The organism is Pseudomonas sp. PDM20, from assembly GCF_014852575.3.
GTDB lineage: Bacteria > Pseudomonadota > Gammaproteobacteria > Pseudomonadales > Pseudomonadaceae > Pseudomonas.
Genome location: NZ_CM181224.1, coordinates 1,858,673 through 1,874,691 on the forward strand (window position 1 = coordinate 1,858,673; position 16,019 = coordinate 1,874,691).

17 protein-coding genes are annotated in these 16,019 nt (G+C 67.3%); 8 read left to right on the forward strand and 9 right to left on the reverse strand.

The window, feature by feature from the left end; all coding sequences use genetic code 11:
• Nucleotides 1-100: 100 nt before the first annotated feature.
• Nucleotides 101-1,555 (reverse strand): TrkH family potassium uptake protein, encoded by a 1,455-nt coding sequence (locus IB261_RS08800; protein ID WP_081518016.1) that lies wholly within the window; start codon nucleotides 1,553-1,555, stop codon nucleotides 101-103.
• A 179-nt stretch (nucleotides 1,556-1,734) separates the two neighbouring features.
• Between IB261_RS08800 and IB261_RS08805 the strand changes: the two genes are divergently transcribed.
• A complete protein-coding gene (locus IB261_RS08805; protein ID WP_081518017.1) occupies nucleotides 1,735-2,295 on the forward strand; it encodes a nitroreductase family protein in 561 nt (186 codons plus the stop codon).
• Here the strand turns inward: IB261_RS08805 and IB261_RS08810 are convergent.
• From IB261_RS08810 to IB261_RS08840, 7 genes are all read right to left on the reverse strand, one after another.
• Nucleotides 2,276-2,755: a hypothetical protein gene (locus IB261_RS08810; protein ID WP_081518018.1), complete on the reverse strand. Its 480-nt coding sequence runs from the start codon at nucleotides 2,753-2,755 to the stop codon at nucleotides 2,276-2,278. The genes IB261_RS08805 and IB261_RS08810 overlap by 20 nt on opposite strands.
• A gap of 26 nt (nucleotides 2,756-2,781) precedes the next feature.
• Nucleotides 2,782-4,119, reverse strand: coding sequence for a sensor histidine kinase (locus tag IB261_RS08815; RefSeq protein ID WP_192382019.1), 1,338 nt, complete (start codon nucleotides 4,117-4,119; stop codon nucleotides 2,782-2,784).
• 93 nt (nucleotides 4,120-4,212) lie between these two features.
• The gene (locus IB261_RS08820) at nucleotides 4,213-4,668 is read right to left on the reverse strand and encodes a Spy/CpxP family protein refolding chaperone (RefSeq protein ID WP_192382021.1); all 456 of its coding nucleotides are present in this window, start codon (nucleotides 4,666-4,668) and stop codon (nucleotides 4,213-4,215) included.
• 170 nt (nucleotides 4,669-4,838) lie between these two features.
• Nucleotides 4,839-5,516 (reverse strand): response regulator transcription factor, encoded by a 678-nt coding sequence (locus tag IB261_RS08825; RefSeq protein ID WP_045210141.1) that lies wholly within the window; start codon nucleotides 5,514-5,516, stop codon nucleotides 4,839-4,841.
• Nucleotides 5,517-5,529: 13 nt separating this feature from the next.
• The gene (locus IB261_RS08830; protein WP_081518020.1) at nucleotides 5,530-5,952 is read right to left on the reverse strand and encodes a translation initiation factor 2 (IF-2, GTPase); all 423 of its coding nucleotides are present in this window, start codon (nucleotides 5,950-5,952) and stop codon (nucleotides 5,530-5,532) included.
• A 107-nt stretch (nucleotides 5,953-6,059) separates the two neighbouring features.
• A complete protein-coding gene (locus IB261_RS08835) occupies nucleotides 6,060-6,359 on the reverse strand; it encodes a YciI family protein (RefSeq protein ID WP_081518021.1) in 300 nt (99 codons plus the stop codon).
• Between the two features lies 1 nt (nucleotide 6,360).
• Nucleotides 6,361-6,954 (reverse strand): septation protein A, encoded by a 594-nt coding sequence (locus IB261_RS08840; protein ID WP_192224980.1) that lies wholly within the window; start codon nucleotides 6,952-6,954, stop codon nucleotides 6,361-6,363.
• Nucleotides 6,955-7,152: 198 nt separating this feature from the next.
• Here IB261_RS08840 and IB261_RS08845 point away from each other — a divergent pair, with 198 nt between their 5' ends.
• The 6 genes from IB261_RS08845 (at nucleotide 7,153) to bglX (ending at nucleotide 14,809) form a co-directional block, all read left to right on the forward strand.
• Nucleotides 7,153-8,028 carry a PHP domain-containing protein gene (locus IB261_RS08845; RefSeq protein WP_192382023.1) on the forward strand — a complete coding sequence of 292 codons (876 nt, stop codon included), beginning with the start codon at nucleotides 7,153-7,155 and terminating at the stop codon, nucleotides 8,026-8,028.
• Nucleotides 8,025-8,654, forward strand: a complete 630-nt coding sequence (locus IB261_RS08850) for an L-threonylcarbamoyladenylate synthase (RefSeq protein ID WP_081518024.1) — start codon at nucleotides 8,025-8,027, stop codon at nucleotides 8,652-8,654. Before IB261_RS08845 ends, IB261_RS08850 begins: the two co-directional genes overlap by 4 nt.
• A gap of 100 nt (nucleotides 8,655-8,754) precedes the next feature.
• A complete protein-coding gene (locus IB261_RS08855) occupies nucleotides 8,755-9,930 on the forward strand; it encodes a tryptophan--tRNA ligase (RefSeq protein WP_494515529.1) in 1,176 nt (391 codons plus the stop codon).
• A 204-nt stretch (nucleotides 9,931-10,134) separates the two neighbouring features.
• On the forward strand, nucleotides 10,135-11,151 hold the full coding sequence (locus IB261_RS08860) for a segregation and condensation protein A (protein ID WP_192210162.1): 1,017 nt from the start codon (nucleotides 10,135-10,137) through the stop codon (nucleotides 11,149-11,151).
• A gap of 84 nt (nucleotides 11,152-11,235) precedes the next feature.
• Nucleotides 11,236-12,294: an SMC-Scp complex subunit ScpB gene (gene scpB, locus IB261_RS08865; RefSeq protein ID WP_192382027.1), complete on the forward strand. Its 1,059-nt coding sequence runs from the start codon at nucleotides 11,236-11,238 to the stop codon at nucleotides 12,292-12,294.
• 217 nt (nucleotides 12,295-12,511) lie between these two features.
• The gene (gene bglX / locus IB261_RS08870) at nucleotides 12,512-14,809 is read left to right on the forward strand and encodes a beta-glucosidase BglX (protein WP_318653055.1); all 2,298 of its coding nucleotides are present in this window, start codon (nucleotides 12,512-12,514) and stop codon (nucleotides 14,807-14,809) included.
• A 59-nt stretch (nucleotides 14,810-14,868) separates the two neighbouring features.
• Here the strand turns inward: bglX and IB261_RS08875 are convergent, their stop codons facing one another.
• Nucleotides 14,869-15,648, reverse strand: coding sequence for a hypothetical protein (locus tag IB261_RS08875; RefSeq protein ID WP_192382031.1), 780 nt, complete (start codon nucleotides 15,646-15,648; stop codon nucleotides 14,869-14,871).
• Nucleotides 15,649-15,824: 176 nt separating this feature from the next.
• On the opposite strand from IB261_RS08875, the gene IB261_RS08880 reads away from it, so the two are divergent.
• A complete protein-coding gene (locus IB261_RS08880) occupies nucleotides 15,825-16,007 on the forward strand; it encodes a DUF1289 domain-containing protein (protein WP_081518029.1) in 183 nt (60 codons plus the stop codon).
• Nucleotides 16,008-16,019: the final 12 nt, after the last annotated feature.

Consider the following 16,019-nt stretch of genomic DNA (forward strand, 5'->3'; position numbering starts at 1 on the left):
CGATACCCATGCTGGCCGTGCGCGGATTCGATGGGTATCGCTGCGCTCCACGCCATCCTACGGCCTGTTCATTCGGCCCATTAAGCGGCTGTTGGAGCGATCAGTGGCGCCAGAACGCCGGGGTGAACAGCACCAGCACGGTGATGATCTCCAGGCGCCCGAGCAGCATGCCGCCGCAGAGCAGCCACTTGGCCGCGTCCGGCAGCGAGGCGAAGTTGCCCGACGGGCCGATGATCGGGCCCATGCCCGGACCGACGCCGGCTACCGTGCTGGCCGCGCCGGTGAGCGAGGTCATCCAGTCCAGGCCGAGGAACGACAGGCCCAGCGCCAGACCGCCGACGGTGGCGCCGAAGAAGAACGAGAAGGTCAGGATCGACCGCACGATCTCTTCGTCCAGGCGGTGGCCGTTGTAGCTCTGCTTGATCACCGCGCGCGGGTGGATCAGCTGGTACAGGCTGGCGCGCAGCAGGGTGTAGGCCACCTGGAAGCGGAAGATCTTGATGCCGCCGGCAGTGGAGCCGGAGCAGCCGCCGATGAAGCCCAGGTAGAAGAACAGCATGATCGAGAAGTGCCCCCACAGACCGTAGTCGCCCAGGGCGAAGCCGGTGGTGGTCATCACCGAGGTCACGTTCACCGCGACGATGCGGAAGGCGTCGAACCAGGGCAGGCCCGAGTTCACCGAATACCAGGTGCCCATCACCAGCCAGGTGAATACCAGCAGACCGAGGAAACCGTGCACCTGGTGGTCGCGGATCAACGCCTTGCGGTTGCCGCGCAGGGTGGCGACGTAGAGCACGAAGGGGATGCTGCCCAGGATCATCACCGCCACCGCGACCCAGTGCACCGCCGGCTGGTGCCACTTGGCCAGGGACTGGTCGGAGGTGGAGAAGCCGCCGGTGGAGATTGCCGACATCGCGTGGTTGAGCGAGTCGAACAGCCCCATGCCGGCCCACCAGAAGGCCAGGGTGCCGGCGATGGTGATGGCCACGTAGACCCCGACTATGTACTTGGCCACCATGTGCGAGCGCGGCATGACCTTGTCGGAGCGGTCCGAGGATTCGGTCTGGAACAGGCGCATGCCACCGATGCGCAGCATCGGCAGGATCGCCACCGCCATCGCGATGAAGCCGATGCCGCCCAGCCAGTGCAGCAGCGAGCGCCAGATGAGGATGCCCGGGGACATCTTGTCCAGCCCCGACAGCACGGTCGACCCGGTGGCAGTGATGCCCGACATGCTCTCGAAGATCGCGTCGGTGAAGCTGATGTGCCGCGCGAACATGAACGGCAGGGACGAGAAGAAGCAGACGATCACCCAGCTCGACACGGTGAGCATGTACATGTCCCGCGGGCGCATGTGTACCTGCTCCGGGCGGCCGGGAATGACCATGCCCAGCCCGCAGGTGAAGGTGATGATCGCCGACCAGATGAACGGGTGCAGCTCGTTGGCACGGCCGTAATACAGCAGCGTGGCCATGGGGACCAGCATGGCGACCGCCAGCGTGATCACGAAGATGCCGATGATGAATCCGAGGGTGCGTAGTGTCGGCAGGGCCATGCGCTGAGGTCTGAATCCAGGAGGAATCGGCCATTTTACCTGCCGCCTGCCGAGAGTAAACCGCGTGACACCGTTCCCCTTTACAAGTTGGGCGGAGAAGGAGTGCGCCGTCTTTCCCGGACAAATGCGAACCCTTTGCGTCTACAATGGCGGCTTTCGAGATTGACTGGAGGCAGCCCATGGAGGCTCTCGACGCGTTGCTCAACCGTGTGTCCCATGCCCGCCTGAGCGAGCCGGCACCGTCTGCCGAGCAGCTGGACCGCCTGTTCCGTAGCGCCTTGCGCGCCCCGGATCACGGGCAACTGCGCCCGTGGCGCTTCCTCACCGTGGAAGGCGAGGCGCGCAAGGAGCTGGGTGAACTGTTCGCCCGTGCCGTGGCGGCCAATGAGCCGGATGGCAAGCCCGAGGCGCTGGACAAGGCTCGCGCCATGCCGCTGCGCGCGCCGCTGCTGGTGGTCGCCGTGGCCCGCCTGCAGGATCACCCCAAGGTGCCGGAGATCGAGCAGTGGCTGGCGGCGGGTTGCGCCGCCCACGGCATCATCCAGGCGGCCTACGTCGAAGGATTGGGAGCGATGTGGCGCACTGGCGCCATGGCGTTCGATCCGCTGGTGCGCGAGGGCCTGGGGCTGGCCGAGAACGAACGTATCGTCGGTTTCATCTACCTCGGCACGCCTATCGGCGAGCTGCGCCGGCCGGCACCGCTGGACCCGGCTGAGTTCGTCAGCGCCTGGCGGGGCTGAGCGGCAGTTCCAGGCGCACCTTCCAGCCAGCGCCGCGGGCGCGCCAGAGCAGGTGCCCGCCCTGCCAGGCGGCCAGGCGTCGCGCCGGGGGCAGGGCTTCCGGCAGCCAGGCTCGCGCCTGCGGGTCGTAGCCTTGCAGATCCAGACGCAATTCACCGTGTGCTGAGCTGAGCGTCAGCTCCAGCGCAGCATATGGATGGCGCGCCAGCGCCCCTTCCAGCAAGGCATCCAGTGCTTCGCCCAGCGCATCCGGCCAGCTTTCCAGCGGCCAGGTGCCGCTCTGCGGCAGGCTCAGGCGCAAGCCGGGCCAGCGTGCGCGCCATTGCGTGGCGAGGCGCGCCAGTTCCACCGCCAGCACCAGGTATTGCGGATCGTCGTAGGGTTCGTGGCTCAGCAGGGCTGCCGGCGGCAGCGGCCTTTCCAGGGCGGGAGTCGGGACAGCGAAGGCGGGAAGGCTCATGGTTGCTCTCCGAAAATGCGCTCGGTTCAGGCGCCCTGGCGGCGCAGCGGCAGGTCGATGCTGGCCAGGAAACCGCCATCGGGATGGTTTGCCAGGCGCAGCCGTCCGTGATGGCGCTCGATGGCGCGGCGGGCGATGGCCAGGCCCAGGCCATGGCCGGGGCTGCTCTGGTTGGGAGCGCGGAAGAAGGGTTCGCCCAGTTGCGTCAAGTGTTCCTCGCTGGCGCCGGGACCGTGGTCGCGCACGCTGATGTGCAGGCGCTCGTCATCGATCCGTGCCTGGACCTCCAGCGGTTGCTCGGCCGGGTTGAAGCGCGAGGCGTTGCGCAGCAGGTTGTCGAGGGCGCGTTCGAGCATGTCGGGCCAGCCGTCGACAGCCAGTTGCGGCGAGACGTCGAGCTGGATGTTCTGTTCCGGGTAAAGCAGTTGCGCGTCGTTGCGCAGGCGTTCGAACAGCGGCAGCAGGTCGATGCGGCTGGTCGGGCCGGGTTCGGCGTCGAGGCGGGCGAGGGCGAGGATCTCGCTGATCAGCGCTTCCAGGCGGTCGCATTCCTGTTCCAGACGCGGCCACATGGCGGCGCGCTGTTCGGGCTCGGCGCGTTCGGCCAGGGCCAGGGCAATACGCAGGCGCGCCAGCGGTGAACGCAGCTCGTGGGACACATCGCGCAGGAGCTGGCGTTGGCTGCCGATCAGCCCCTGCAGGCGGGCGCCCATGCGGTTGAAATCACGGGCCAGCACGCCTAGTTCGTCGCCACGGCGGGAGAGGCGGGCAAGGCTGTCCTGTTGATAACTGGTCTGGCCGAGGTCATGCACAGCGCGGCGCAGGCGGTTCAGCGGGCGGGTGATGGACAGCGTCAGCAGCAGGCTGAACACGGTCAGCACAACCAGCGCGATGCCCAGCGCACTCAGCGGCCAGAGCAGGCTGCTGCGGTGCCAGGCCTGCAGTGTCGGGTGCGGAATGCGGTAGATGAACAGGTAGGTCTGGTCGGTACGGCTGCTGGTGTATTCCTGGCTCAACTGGCGCCAGGGGAAGCGCGGCAGGTTTTCCCGGTCGAAGTTGTTGTCGCGCGGGCGTGGCGGGCGCGGCAGGTAGGTACCGTTGACCAGGCGCTGGCCAGTCTCGTCGAGCACCTGCACCGAGAGTTCGTATTGCTTGCGGCGGCTTTCCAGCAGTTCCTGCGCGGCATCCGGGCCTTGCGTCTCGTAAAGCAGGGTCCATTGCTTGGCGATGTCATGCAGGCCGGGATAGCGGGCGATCACCCAGGTGTCCTGGTTCAGGGCGCGGCCCAGCAGGATCGACAGTCCGGCCACCAGCAGCAGGGCGAGCCAGAAGGCGGCGAGGATCCGCCAGAAGAGTGAACGCATGGTCTTCCTGTTCAGCCGCATGGTCTATCCGTTGTCGGGGGCTCCACGGCAAGGCGCCGGGTAGAACCCGGCGCCTGCGTTTGCTGGAGCGAATCAGTTGGTCTTGGCGCCGTCCTTCTGGGCCTTCCAGGTCTGGAATTCAGCCCATTCGGCCTTACGCTGTTCGCGCTGCTTCTTCATCTCGTCGAACTTCTTCTGCTGCTCGGGCGTGAGGATGCCGCGGATGCCGGCGTCGGCCTTGTCACGGTTGGCATTCAGTTCTTCCTGCATGGCCTTGCGGTCGGCCTCGGGCAGCTTGTTCCAGTACTTCTCGGTGATCGCGCGGCGATCCTTCATCGAGTCGCCCATCAACTTGCCGACTTGCTGGCGCTGGTCCTGGGTCAGGTTCAGTTCGCGGAACGCACCGCCGTGTTGGCCGCGGTGCATGCTCGGGCCGTGGTCCTTCATGAACGGGGCCGGCGGCGGAGCGTCGGTCGGCGCGGGAGTGGCCGCCAGCGCGACGGTCGGCAGGGCGGCAGCGATCAGCAGGGCGGTCAGGGTCTTGCGCATGGTGTTTCTCCTTTCAGGGGCCGGTCGTTACCGGATGAGCCCAGTCTAGGGTCGGCAAGGTCAAGGGCGGTCAGTCCCACGTAAAGCTTCGGTAAAGATTACGTGAAGCCCGGCTGGAAACTTTACGAAGCCCGGGCCAGAGCGGCCCGGGCCCTCCGCAGGGCGAGATTTCAGGCTGCGTAGAAGTAGCCGCGCCCGCGCAGGGCGAGGATGCGCGGGCGGCCGTCGGGGTGGCTGCCGAGCTTCTTGCGCAGGTTGCTGACGTGCATGTCCAGGCTGCGGTCGTACAGGGTCAGCTTGCGGCCCAGCGCGAGCTGCGCCAGCGCCTGCTTGTCCAGTGGTTCGCCCGGCTGGCGCAGCAGGGCTTCGAGGATGCGGCTCTCGGAGAGGGTCAGGCTGATTTCTTCGGCACCGATGGTGGCCACGCCGCGCGACAGGTTCAGCGCCAGGTCGCCCAGTTCCAGTTGCGCGGCGGGTTGTGCCGGGTGGCTGCGGCGCAGTACGGCGCGCAGGCGGGCGGTCAGCTCGCGGGGGTCGCAGGGCTTGGCCAGGTAGTCGTCGGCGCCCAGCTCCAGGCCGAGGATGCGGTCCAGCGGCTCGCCGCGGGCGGAGAGCATCAGCACCGGCAGGTCCGGATGGTCGCTGCGCAGCGACTTGAGCAGTTCCAGGCCGCTGCCGTCGGGCAGCATGACATCGAGCACGACCGCGTCCGGCGCACGGCTGCCCAGCGCGGCGCGGGCCTGCGCGCCATCGTGGGCGGCGCGGATGCTGAAACCTTCCTGGGTCAGCCAGGTGGTCAGCAGTTCGCAGAGTTCGACGTCGTCGTCGATCAGCAGCAGTTCACTCATGAAGAGGCTTCTTTCAGTTGATCCATTCGCGGCGCGAGCGGCGTCGGCCACGGCTCAGCATGCCCAGGATGAACGCCAGCAGGGCGGTGCCGGCACCGGCCACGTACCAGGTCTGCTGCTCGCTGAGCAGGCGCGGCGGCTGGTTGGCCTGGGCCTCGCGCAGTTGCAGCTTCAGGCGCTGGTTTTCCTGGGTGAGGCGGGCGATGCGGGCTTCATCCTGGCTGTTATCCTGCTGTGCCGGTTGCGCGGCCAGTTGCGCGGCCAGTTCGGCGCGCTGCCGTTCGCTGTCGGCCAGGCGCTGCTCCAGTTCAGGATTGGCGGCCGGCGGTTGAGCTGTTGCCTGGACAGCGCCTTGCGCCGGTTGCTCCGTGACGGGCTCTTCGGCGAGGGCGGGCAGCGGCAGGGCGAGGCAGGCGAGCAGGGGCAAACGGCGCATCGGGACTCCTTGTTCGATGATGTGCCGCCGTCCATGGCCATCCCGGCGCAGTCCGGCTGCGATGCCCCGTGGCGCTCCGTGCCTCGGGGTGCAACGCTCGCGCGCTGTTAGGGCAGGACTTTCTTGAACGGCTTGACCACGACTTCGGCGTAGACGCCGGCGGCGCGGTACGGATCGGCGTCGGCCCAGGTCTGGGCGGCGGTCAGCGAGTCGAACTCGGCGACGATCAGGCTGCCGGTGAAGCCGGCGGCGCCCGGGTCGTTGCTGTCGATGGCCGGGTGCGGGCCGGCCAGCACCAGGCGGCCTTCTTCCTTCAGCTGCTCCAGGCGTGCGATGTGCGCGGGACGGGCGGCCAGGCGGCGTTCTTGGGAAGCGGTGATATCACGGGCAATGATCGCGTAGAGCATGTCAGTCCTTGGGTTTTTCGCCGGTAGGTTCATCGTGCATGTGGCGGGCCAGGAATACGCCCTGGCCGATCAGGAACAGCAGGGTCATGCCCAGGCTGCCGAACACCTTGAAGTCCACCCAGTAGTCCTGGAAGGTGAAGGCGACGAACAGCTGGACACAGCCGCAGATCAGGAAGAACAGCACCCAGGCGACGTTCAGTTTCGCCCAGAGGGTATCGGTCAGGTGTACCGCATGGCCCATGATGCGCTGGATCAGCGGCTGGCCGCCAATGAAGTGACTGCCGGCGAAAGCCAGGGCGAACAGCCAGTTCACCACCGGCGCCTTCCACTTGAGGAAGGTTTCGCTGTGGAAGGCCAGGGTCATGCCGCCGAACACCAGGCAGGCGGCGAGCGTCACCCACTGGCCCTTGTCCAGCTTGCGCTGCTTGATCAGCAGGGCGCCGTAGACCACCACGGAGGCGGCGATCAGCACCGCCGTGGCGCTGTAGATCCCGCCGACCGAGAAGCTCTGGCCGGCGAGTTCGACGTTGCGCGGGTCGAGCTTGTAAACGATGAAGAAGAGGATGAGGGGAATGAAATCGATGAATTGCTTCATTACGGCAGCCAGAGCCCAGTAGAGCCGGCATAATACCAACCTGCGGATGAACTGAAAGAGCCATCCGCCCAACGCTGCGTCAGATCATGGTTTCAATGCGTTGCTGCGGGAGCGTTGGCACAGAAACGTCTATACAGAAAGCTATCCCGACGCAAAGTTATCCCGACTGAAAGTCATCCTGCATTCCCTGGAAGCCCCATGCGAGTCGATCTGCACTGCCACAGCACCGCGTCCGACGGACAGCTCAGCCCGACGGCCCTGGTCGAGCGTGCCCATGGGCGCGGCGTGCGCGTACTGGCGCTGACCGACCACGACACCCTCGACGGCCTGCCCGAGGCGCGCCGCGCCGCACAGGCGCTGGGCATGGAGCTGGTGGACGGCGTCGAAGTGTCCTGCACCTGGGGCGGGGCGACCATCCACGTGCTCGGCTACGGCTTCGATGTGACGGCCGAGCCGCTGGTGCAGGCGCTGGACGACCTGCACCGCGCCCGCTGGACCCGCGCCGAGGAAATCGGTCGGCGCCTGGAGGCTAAGGGCATGCCCGGTGCCTTCGAGGGCGCGCGGGCGATTCAGGCCGAACTGGGCGACAGCGAGAACGCCCCGGCACGCCCGCATTTCGCCGAGTTCCTGCTGCGCCAGGGCTACGTCAAGGACCGCGCCGAGGCCTTCCGCAAGTGGCTGGGCGCCGGCAAGCTGGGCGACGTCAAGCAGCACTGGCCGAGCCTCGCCGATGCCGTCGGCACGCTGCGCGCGGCGGGCGCCTGGATCAGCCTGGCGCACCCCTATCAGTACGATTTCACCCGCACCAAGCGGCGCAAGCTGGTGGCCGACTTCATCGCCGCCGGCGGGCATGCGCTGGAAGTCTGCAACGGCCCGCAGCCGGCCGAGCAGGTCGGCGTGCTGAGCATCCTCGCCCGTGAATTCGGCCTGATGGTCACCGCCGGCAGCGACTTCCACGGCCCCAGCGACTGGTCGGAGCTGGGCCTTTACCGGAGCGTGCCCGAAGACCTGGCGCCGCTCTGGCCGCGCTTCGCCAGCGCCGAGAGCGCCATCGGGACCAAGGAGACTCCATGAGCCAGTTCTTTCAGATCCATCCGGAAAATCCCCAGGCGCGCCTGATCAAGCAGGCGGTGGAGATCGTCCGGCAGGGTGGGGTGATCGCCTATCCCACCGACTCCTCCTACGCGCTGGGCTGCCGTATCGGCGAGAAGTCCGCGGTGGAGCGTATCCGCCATATCCGCCGGCTCGACGACAAGCACAACTTCACCCTGGTCTGCCGCGACCTGTCCGAACTGGGCCTCTACGCCAAGGTCGACACGGGCCTGTTCCGCCTGCTCAAGGCGCACACGCCCGGCCCCTACACCTTCATCCTCAACGCCACCCGCGAAGTGCCGCGCATGCTGCTGCATCCCAAGCGCCGCACCATCGGCCTGCGCGTGCCGGCCTGCCCGATCGCCCTCGCGCTGCTGGAGGAGTTGGGTGAGCCGCTGATGAGCGTCAGCCTGATCCTGCCCGGTGAGAGCGAGCCGCTGAACGATCCGTACGAGATGCGCGATTCGCTGGAGCACCTGGTCGACCTGATCATCGACGGCGGTTTCGGCGGCGGCGAGGCCTCCACCGTGATCGCCCTGACCGACGAAGACCCGGTGGTCGTGCGCGTCGGCTGCGGCGACCCGGAACCCTTCATGGTCAACGCCTGAACACGCCCGGCGTGCTGGCTATACTCCCTCGTCCCATCGCCGAACCCGCGAGGTTGACCGCTTGACCAGCGTCGAATCCCTGCGCCGTGTGCTGTCCGGCATGCGCCCCACCGGGCGCCTGCACCTGGGCCATTACCACGGTGTGCTGCAGAGCTGGGTGAAACTGCAGCACGAGTACGAATGCTACTTCTCCATCGTCGACTGGCACGCCCTGACCACCGAGTACGACGAGACCGCCAGCATCCGCCAGCACGTGCGCGACATGGCCATCGACTGGCTGGCAGTGGGCGTCAGCCCCAGCGCCGCGACGATGTTCATCCAGTCCCAGGTGCCCGAGCACGCCGAGCTGCAGCTGCTGCTGTCGATGATCTGCCCGCTGTCCTGGCTGGAGCGCGTGCCGACCTACAAGGAACTGCAGGAAAAGCTGGTCCACAAGGACCTCTCCACCTTCGGCTTCCTCGGCTACCCGCTGTTGCAGGCCGCGGACATCCTGATCTACCGCGCAGGCCTGGTGCCGGTAGGCTCGGATCAGTTCGCCCACGTCGAATTCACCCGCGAGATCGCCCGCCGCTTCAACCATCTTTATGGCGGCGAGGTGGACTTCGAAGACCGCGCCCAGACTGCCATCGCCCGCCTGGGCAAGAAGACCGGCAAGCTCTACAGCAGCCTGCGCCGCGCCTGGCAGGAACAGGGTGACGCCGAGGCGCTGGAGACCGCCCGTGCGCTGCTCATGGAGCAGCAGAGCCTGACCCTGGGCGACCGTGACCGGCTGTTCGGTTACCTCGAAGGCACCAGTCGCATGCTGCTGCCCGAGCCGCAGACCCTCACCAGCCACGCGCCGAAGATGCCGGGGCTGGACGGGCAGAAGATGTCCAAGTCGCACCACAACACCATTGCCCTGCGCGACAGCCCGGCGGTGGTCGAGGAAAAGATCGCGCGCATGCCCACCGACCCCGCGCGCGTGCACCGCCGCGATCCGGGCGACCCGGAGCACTGCCCGGTATGGCAGTGGCACCTGATCTACTCCGACGAGAGTTGCCGCCAGTGGGTGCAGGAAGGTTGCCGCAGCGCCGGGATCGGCTGCCTGGACTGCAAGCGGCCGGTGATCGAGTCGATCCTCCACGAACTGGCGCCGATCCAGGAGCGTGCGCTGGACTACGAGGACAATCCCGAACTGGTGCGCAGCATCCTCGCCGAAGGCGCCGAGCGCGCCCGCGAGGCCGCGCGGGAGACGCTGGTGGAAGTGCGGCATGCGATGGGGCTGTCCTACCGCTGAAGGGTGTGCGGATCAACTGACGGTGTAGGAGCGCCGCACGCAGGTGTTCTGCCGAACCGAACCGATTCCGCCGCGATGCTTTCTGTCAGAGCACGGCCTGCCTGTGATGTGACACCGCCCATCCCTTGAGCCAAAAGCCCCTCGCGCCGCCGGCAAAAGCAGGGATAATGCCGCCTTCGAACCCCAGCGCCTGACGAGTGGCCGATGAGTGACCTGACCGAGCCGGAAGCCCCCGCCGCCGCCCCTGAATACCAGGTGCCGGTGCAGCTGGCGCTCGTCTACGGCGAGGCCCTGACGGAGATGCCGCAGGACCTGTACATCCCGCCGGACGCCCTGGAGGTCTTCCTCGAAGCCTTCGAAGGCCCGCTCGACCTGCTGCTCTACCTGATCCGCAAGCAGAACATCAACATCCTCGACATCCCCGTGGCGGAAATCACCCGCCAGTACATGGGCTACGTCGAACTGATGAAATCGGTGCGCCTGGAGCTGGCTGCCGAGTACCTGGTGATGGCCGCCATGCTCGCCGAGATCAAGTCGCGCATGCTGCTGCCGCGCTCGGCCGAGGCCGAGGAAGAAGAGGAAGACCCGCGCGCCGAACTGATTCGCCGCCTGCAGGAGTACGAACGCTTCAAGAAGGCCGCCGAGGACCTCGACGACCTGCCGCGCCTGGGCCGCGACTACGTGGTGCCCACTGTCGCCGCGCCGGATGCGCGGGCGCGCCGGCTGCTGCCGGAAGTGGACATGCAGGAACTGATGCTGTGCATGGCCGAGGTGCTGCGCCGCGCCGACCTGTTCGAAAGCCACCAGGTCACCCGCGAGATGCTCTCCACCCGCGAGCGCATGACCGAAATCCTCGAACGCCTGAAGGGCGAGGGCTTCGTGCCCTTCATCAGCCTGTTCCGTGTCGAGGAGGGCAAGCTCGGCGTGGTGGTGACCTTCATGGCGGTGCTGGAGCTGGTCAAGGAACAGCTGGTGGAACTGGTGCAGAACGAAGCTTTCGCGCCCATCCACGTCCGCGCCCGCACCGAGGTACAGGAAGGCGCCGCGCGCTTCGGGGAAGTGCCGGAAGATGTACTGGAAGAGGGCGACGAAGACGTCTTCGAACCGCGCGAAGAGCCGCCGGCCGAGCTGACCTTCGAGGACGGCCACTTCGACGGCCCCGAAGGCGAGTCGGCGCTCGACCAGGCCCTGGACGGCGAGCCGGAAGACGAGCCGCTCTGATCCGCCAGCGTTGCCCTGGCGCCGCGCTTTGAGTAGCTTTCCCGCCTGAACGGCGAATCCTTCAACCCCCGACCCGAGCCCCCGATGAATCTCTCCGACCCGCAAGAACTGGCGACCCTGCTCGAAGGCATCCTCCTGGCTGCCGGCAAGCCCATGTCGCTGGAGCGCCTCGGCGAGCTGTTCGAGGAGGCCGAGCGCCCCGAGCCGCAGCAGTTCCGCGATGCGCTGGCGGTACTGAGCCTGTCCTGTTCCGGGCGGGCCTTCGAGCTGAAGGAAGTCGCCACCGGTTACCGCCTGCAGGTGCGCGAGAAGTTCGCCTCCTGGGTCGGCCGGCTCTGGGAGGAACGTCCGCAGCGCTACTCCCGTGCGCTGCTGGAAACCCTGGCGCTGATCGCCTATCGCCAGCCCATCACCCGTGGCGAGATCGAGGAAATCCGTGGCGTTGCGGTGAACACCCAGATCGTCAAGACGCTGATGGAGCGCGAGTGGATCCGCATCGTCGGCTACCGCGAAGTCCCCGGCCGCCCGGCCATGCTCGCCACCACCCGCACCTTCCTCGACTACTTCAACCTCAAGAGCCTGGAAGACCTGCCGCCGCTGGCCGAGCTGAAACTGATGGAGCCCGAGCCACAGCCGATCCTCGAGGACATGGCGCCAGTGGCGAGCCTGCCGAGCCCCGAGGAATACGACGAGGACTACGTGCCGCCGTCGCTGCAGGCCCTGGCCGACCAGGCCGTGCGCGATGCCGGCGAGGAGCCGGAGCCCGCGCCGCCGGAGGAGCCGAAGGAGGAGACCAGCTTCCGCAGCCTGCTCGCCGAGCTCGACGAGATGGAGCAGGGCCTGAAGACCGACTTCGACGACCTGATCGACCGTCCGCCGAGCGACGACGAAGACACCGGCGTGGATGCCGACTTCAGCGGCGTGCACGCGCTGCCGGAGGTCGAGCCGCAGGACGAAGCCCAAGCGAATGCCCCGCCCGAAACACAAGGCCAGCCCGAAGCGGCAGCCGAGCCTGAAGCGCCCGTGCCGCCGCCAGCACCTGCGCCGTCCGCGCCCGCGGCAGACGAATGGGACGAAGAGCGCGCCCTGCGCGAAGCCATGCTCGAGGAAATGGAGTTCAACGCGCGCAATCGCGACCATTGAGCCCGGCCTTTGGCGCATCTGACCGAGGCTTTCCAGCCGTTCGGTGATTGACTTCCGCCCTCGGCGCGACGACCTTATGTGCCGCGTTCGCAAGGCGCTGGCGGCAACACCCGGGGATGCCGCCCGATCGACCGCCCTGACGACGTCTCTCGACAACAATCCACAGTGGCCTGGCGCTGCGCGCAGGCTGCTGAGTACCCATATGAAAAGAACTCCAATCAGCCGTATCTGCTGGCTCGGCCTCCTGCTGGGCCTTGGCAGCGCTTCGCTTTCCGCCGCCCAGGCACCTGCCGCTGCACCCGCCGTGCCGCTGGCCGGGCAGTCGAAGGACGCCTTCATCGACAGCCTGATGCAGCGCATGACGCTGGAAGAGAAGATCGGCCAGCTGCGCCTGGTCAGTGTCGGGCCGGACCATCTCAAGCCGGTACTGCTGAAGGAAATCGCCGAGGGCACCACCGGCGCGGTGTTCAACACCGTGGTCCGTCCGGGCATCCGCGACCTGCAGGACGCGGCCATGAAAAGCCGGCTGAAGATCCCGCTGTTCTTCGCCTATGACGTGGTCCACGGCCATCGCACCGTGTTCCCCATCGGCCTGGGCCTGGCGGCGAGCTGGGACATGGCATCCATCGAGCGCAGCGCCCGCGTCGCGGCCATCGAGGCCAGCGCCGACGGCCTCAACCTGACCTATTCGCCCACCGTCGACATCGCCCGCGATCCGCGCTGGGGCCGTGTCTCCGAAGGCTTCGGCGAAGACGCCTGGCTGACCAGCAAGGTCGCCGCCGCGGTGGTCAAGGGCTACCAGGGCCAGGGCCTGAACCAGCCGCAAACCATCATGGCCGGGGTCAAGCACTTCGCCCTGTATGGCGCCGGCGAAGGCGGCCGCGACTACAACACCGTGGACATGAGCCCCCAGCGCATGTTCCAGGACTACCTGCCGCCGTACCGCGCGGCCATCGACGCCGGCGCCGGCGCGGTGATGGTCTCGCTGAACAGCATCAACGGCGTGCCGGCCACTGCCAACAAGTGGCTGCTGCAGGACCTGCTGCGTGGCCAGTGGGGCTACAAGGGCCTGACCCTGAGCGACCACGGCGCGGTGCTGGAGCTGATCAAGCACGGCGTGGCCGCCACCGAGCGTGACGCCACCCAGGCGGCGATCAACGCCGGCGTCGAAATGAACATGAACGACGATCTCTATGGCAAGCACATGCCCGAGCTGCTCAAGGCCGGGCTGATCAGCCAGGACGAGATCGACCGTGCCTGCCGCGACGTGCTCGCCGCCAAGTGGGACATGGGCCTGTTCCACGACCCGTACCGCTACCTGCAGGGCAAGGACCCGGTCGACACCGACGCCGAGGACCGCCTGCACCGCGCCGACGCTCGCGAGATCGCGCGCAAGGGCATGGTCCTGCTGAAGAACGAAGGCGGCGTGCTGCCGCTCAAGCGCGACGGCGTGATCGCCCTGATCGGCCCGCTGGCCGACAGCAAGCGCGACGTGATGGGCAGCTGGTCCGCCGCTGGCAAGGCCTTCCAGGCCGTGACCGTGCTCGAGGGCATGGGCGCCGCCACCCGTGGCCATGCCGCGCTGCTCTACGCCAAGGGCGCCAACGTCACCGACGATCCGGAGATCGTCAAATACCTCAACGAGTACAGCGAAGACGTGAAGGTCGACTCGCGCAGCCCGAAAGCCATGATCGACGAAGCCGTCGAGAAGGCGAAACAGGCTGACGTGGTGGTGGCCGTGGTCGGCGAATCCCAGGGCATGGCCCACGAGGCGTCGAGCAAGACCAACCTGCACATCGCGCAGAGCCAGATCGAGCTGCTCAAGGCCCTCAAGGCCACCGGCAAACCGCTGGTGCTGGTGCTGATGAACGGCCGGCCGATGGACCTGCGCTGGGAAAGCGCCAACGCCGACGCCGTGCTGGAAACCTGGTTCAGCGGCACCGAGGGCGGCAACGCCATTGCCGACGTGCTGTTCGGCGACTACAACCCGTCGGGCAAGCTGACCATGACCTTCCCGCGCTCGGTGGGTCAGGTGCCGATCTACTACAACCACCTGAACACCGGCCGCCCGTTCGACCATGAGCACCCGAACAAGTACACCTCGCGCTACTTCGACTCGCAGAACGGCCCGCTGTACCCCTTCGGCTACGGCCTGAGCTATACCGACTTCAGCGTCTCGGACGTGAAGATGTCGGGCAGCAAGCTGAAGAAGGGTGACCAGCTGACGGCCAGCGTGAGCGTGAAGAACACCGGCAAGGTCGCCGGTGAAACCACCGTGCAGCTCTACCTGCGCGACGTCGCCGCGTCCATCAGCCGCCCGGTCAAGGAGCTCAAGGGCTTCAGCAAGATCCTGCTGCAGCCGGGCGAGTCGAAGGTGGTGCAATTCCCGATCCGCGAGGAAGACCTGCGCTTCTACGACAGCCAGCTGCGCTACGCCTCGGAGCCGGGCGAGTTCAAGGTCTACGTCGGCCTGGATTCGGACAACGTGAAAGAGCAGAGCTTCACGCTGCTCTAAGCGTCACTCGCTGCTGCAAACTAGAACGCCACGGCTGACCCAGCCGTGGCGTTTTGCTTTCAGGCAGCTTTGGCTGCCTTGCGGGAGCGGAGCCCGATCAGCCAGCGCACCGCGCCTTGCACCAGCACGGCCAGTAGCGCCGCCTCGGCGAAGCTCGGCAGGGTGTCGTTGGCCGGCAGGCGCAACGCCAGCCACAGGCAGAACGCTGCGAAGGCCGGGCGCCCGCTGACCATGCCGCGCAGCAGGGCGATGACGAAGCCCGCGCCGTGCAAGCGCTGCGATGACACGCAGAGCACGATGGAGAGCAGCGGAAAGACCGCCAGCAGGCCGCTCCAGCTCGGCCCGGCCCAGCCGGCGAGGGCGGTGACGGCCAGGGTCAGCAACGCACCGGCGAGCATGCGCAGGCCCAGCTCGAAGCGGCCCAACGCAGCGACCGTGCCCGGCAACTCGGCGCGGGGCATGAACAGCTGGCTGGTCAGCGCGCCCAGTGCTGCGGCGCTTAGCGCCCAGGCGGGCGCGGCTGGAAGTTGCGTCAGGGCCCAGGCAGCCACCAGCCAGGCGAGCATCGCGCCGCTCAGGGCCAGCGTCCAACGGTGTTTCCGGCATAACCAGGCATAGGCGAAGTTGAACGCTTCCGAAGCGAAGATCGCCGCCAGTGCCAGCAACGCGGCCTGGGCGCCGAAGTCGTGGCCGTGCTCCACGGTGATCAGGTACAGGATGGGACCGGCGATGGCGGGCAGGGCGGCGAGACAGCCGGCAACGGTCGGCCCCCACCAGCGCCCGGAGAGGGACACCAGTAGCAGGAACAGCGGAACCAGGGTGAGCTTGAGGGCGAGCATGGGCGAGGCCGGAAGGCGTGGAGGGCGGATTCTAGCAAGGCGCGCAGGCTTCGATTGCCCGCTTCGATAACCCGCGTCGATGGCGCCGATGGGGAAATCGAGTTGGACCTTGGCGCCGCGCGGGTGTCCATTGTGCAGGCCCACTGACGTTCACCCATCGAATCGAGAGGAAGTCCGTGAAGAGTCCGTGCATCAAGGTCTGCGAGTTCGAAGAGGGCATTTGCCTGGGCTGCGGCCGCAGCCGTGAGGAAATCAAGGCGTGGAAGCGTGTCGACCACCTGGGCCAGGAGGCGATCCTGGCCGAGGCGGACATGCGCCTGCTGGTGCTGGAGGCGCAGGGTAAAAGGCTGTATCGCTGAGAGGCGTCTCCT